We start from the raw sequence: 2,408 nt of genomic DNA, 5'->3' as shown, positions 1-2,408 counted from the left end.
TGTCGGAAAACCGATCCGCCAGCTCCGGGGCAATCCTGGCAAGCTGGGCGAGGGCCTCACCGATTGTCTGCATTTCATAGCGGAGTGCCGAGCGCAGCGTCCGATCGGCAAGAAATTCCTCGTAGCTGTGCGCGTCCAGGAATTGGCGAATTGCATTCCCGGCATCGAGAATGTCGCGGAGGAATTTTTCGGGTTTATGCCGCATAGAGGGGTTCGCGACATTCCTCAATCGTCTCGCGCAGGTAGCGATCTTCCAGAATGTTCGGCATCACGAGATCAATTTTTCTACCGAGCAGTTCCTGCAGATCAACGAGAAGGCCGACGAACTTGCGTGCCAGCTCCGAAGGGGTTGAGCGATCAAAATCCACCAGAAAGTCGATGTCGCTCTTCTCCGGATCGAAATCCTCACCGCGCGCGGCGGAGCCAAAGACCTCCAGGCTCTTCACGTGGTAGCGCCGGCACAGGGCCTCGATCTCGGCGCGCTTGTTTTCGATTTCGGCGATCATGGGGGCATTCTAGCAGAAAAGAGGCCCCTCACTCCACCGTCACGCTCTTCGCCAGGTTCCGCGGCTGATCCACGTCGCAGCCCTTGAGGTTGGCGATGTGGTAGCTCAGCAGTTGCAGGGGCGGGGTGAGCAGAAACGGGTAGAGCAGCGGGTCGGTCTTGGGAACGACCAGCAGTTCATCCCAGCCGGTGGGGCGCTGCTTTAGATCCTCGCTCGTCACGATCAGCACCGGTGCGCTGCGGGCGCGGATTTCCTCGACATTGCTGGCGACTTTGGGAAAGGCGTCATCCTTGGGCGCCAGGCAGATCACCGGAAATTCTTCATCGAGCAGCGCGATCGGCCCATGCTTCATCTCGCCGGCGGCATAGCCCTCGGCGTGAATATAGGAAATTTCCTTGAGCTTAAGCGCCCCTTCGAGCGCGATGGGGTGATTGACCCCGCGCCCCAGAAACAGGAAATCGCGGTGCATGTTGTGATGATGCGCGATGGCCTCGATCTGCTCGTCGAGTGCCAGCGTGCGCTCGATTTTCGCCGGGATGCGCAGCAGCTCTTTGGCGAGCGCCTCGCGCGCGTCCTTCTTGAGCTTCTTCGTCGTCGTTCCCAGGTGCAGCGCCAGAATGAAGAGCGCCGTGAGCTGCGCCAGAAAAGTCTTCGTTGCCGCCACGCCGATCTCGGGGCCGGCGTAGGTGTAGAGCGTGGCGTGCGCCGCGCGCGGGATGCTTGAGTCGGGCACGTTGGCGATGGCCAGCGTAAAGGCCTTCTTCGACCTGGCGAGCTTCAAGGCCGCGAGCGTGTCGGCGGTCTCGCCCGACTGGGAGAGGAACACGCACAGGTCGGTCTTCTGAACGAGCGGCTCGCGGTAGCGGTACTCGCTGGCGATGTCGACTTCGACCGGCACGCCGGCCAGCCGCTCGATCCAGTGCTTGCCCACCAGCGCGGCGTGGTAGCTCGTGCCGCAGGCGATGAGCACCACGCGGGCCGGGCGCTCGGGAAGGCTCAGATCGCCAAGCGTCGTGCGCAGCTTGCTCGCATCGAAGTGCGCGCCGATCGTATTGACCAGCGCCTGGGGCTGCTCGTGAATTTCCTTGAGCATGAAATGCTTGTAGCCGCCCTTTTCGGCGCTGACGGGATCCCAGGCGATCTTGCGCGGCTCGCGGGTGATCTTCTTGCCAGCGAAGTCGCTGAGGGTGAGCCCGCTCTTTCCGGCAACGGCCATCTCGCCGTCTTCGAGGATGACGATCTCACGGGTGTAGGAAAGGAGCGCCGGGATGTCGGAGGCGAAGTAGGACTCGCCTTTTTCGGACCCAATCCCGGCCACGAGCGGGCAGCCCCAGCGCGCGGCCACCAGCGTGCCGGGTTCGTCCTCGGAAGCCACCAGCACCGCGTAGGCGCCGCTTGCCTGGGAGAGGGCCTTGCGTACGGCGGCCGCCAGGCTCTTGCTCGTTTTGAGTGCCTTCTCCACCAGCGCGGCGAATACTTCGGTGTCGGTCTCGGAATGAAAGTGCGTGCCGGATTTTGCGAATTTTGCGCGCAGCTCGCCCGCGTTCTCGAAGATGCCGTTGTGGACGACCGTGACCGGACCCGCGCGGTGGGGGTGCGCGTTCTTTACCGAAGGCGCGCCGTGGGTGGCCCAGCGGGTGTGCCCCATGACGAGGCCGCCGCTCAGCGGATGCTTGTGCAGGGCCGTGCGCAGCTCGGCGAGCTTGCCCTTGGCGCGGACCACTTCGGTTTCGCCCCTGGAAATGCTGGCCAGTCCGGCCGAGTCATAGCCCCGGTATTCCAGGCGCGAGAGCCCGTCCATGACGAGGGGCACGCCGTCCTTGGGGCCCAGGTATCCAACGATTCCGCACATTACTTTTTCTTCTTCTTGTTGCGCGCGGCCCAGCCGGGAATGTTCTTCTG

The 2,408-nt window shown here is 63.2% G+C and carries 3 protein-coding genes; all 3 read right to left on the bottom strand.

Annotation, left to right across the window (positions count from 1 at the left end):
- Window positions 1-205, bottom strand: a 205-nt coding sequence (locus KDH09_17810) for a hypothetical protein (protein MCB0221559.1), incomplete at its 3' end; no start/stop codon positions are given.
- Window positions 195-506, bottom strand: a complete 312-nt coding sequence (locus tag KDH09_17805) for a nucleotidyltransferase domain-containing protein (GenBank protein MCB0221558.1) — start codon at window positions 504-506, stop codon at window positions 195-197. The genes KDH09_17810 and KDH09_17805, both read right to left, overlap by 11 nt.
- Window positions 507-534: 28 nt before the next feature.
- Window positions 535-2,358 (bottom strand): glutamine--fructose-6-phosphate transaminase (isomerizing), encoded by a 1,824-nt coding sequence (gene glmS / locus KDH09_17800; protein ID MCB0221557.1) that lies wholly within the window; start codon window positions 2,356-2,358, stop codon window positions 535-537.
- Window positions 2,359-2,408 lie beyond the last annotated feature (50 nt).

Source organism: Chrysiogenia bacterium, assembly GCA_020434085.1.
In the GTDB taxonomy this organism is placed as follows: Bacteria; JAGRBM01; JAGRBM01; order JAGRBM01; family JAGRBM01; genus JAGRBM01.
This window is presented reverse-complemented; position numbering and strand designations above follow the sequence as displayed.

What these genes read in the sequence shown, in the direction of transcription:
- KDH09_17805 (MCB0221558.1), bottom strand. Translation starts at nt 506, where the DNA reads ATGATCGCCGAAATCGAAAACAAGCGCGCCGAGATCGAGGCCCTGTGC.
- glmS (MCB0221557.1), bottom strand. Translation starts at nt 2,358, where the DNA reads ATGTGCGGAATCGTTGGATACCTGGGCCCCAAGGACGGCGTGCCCCTC.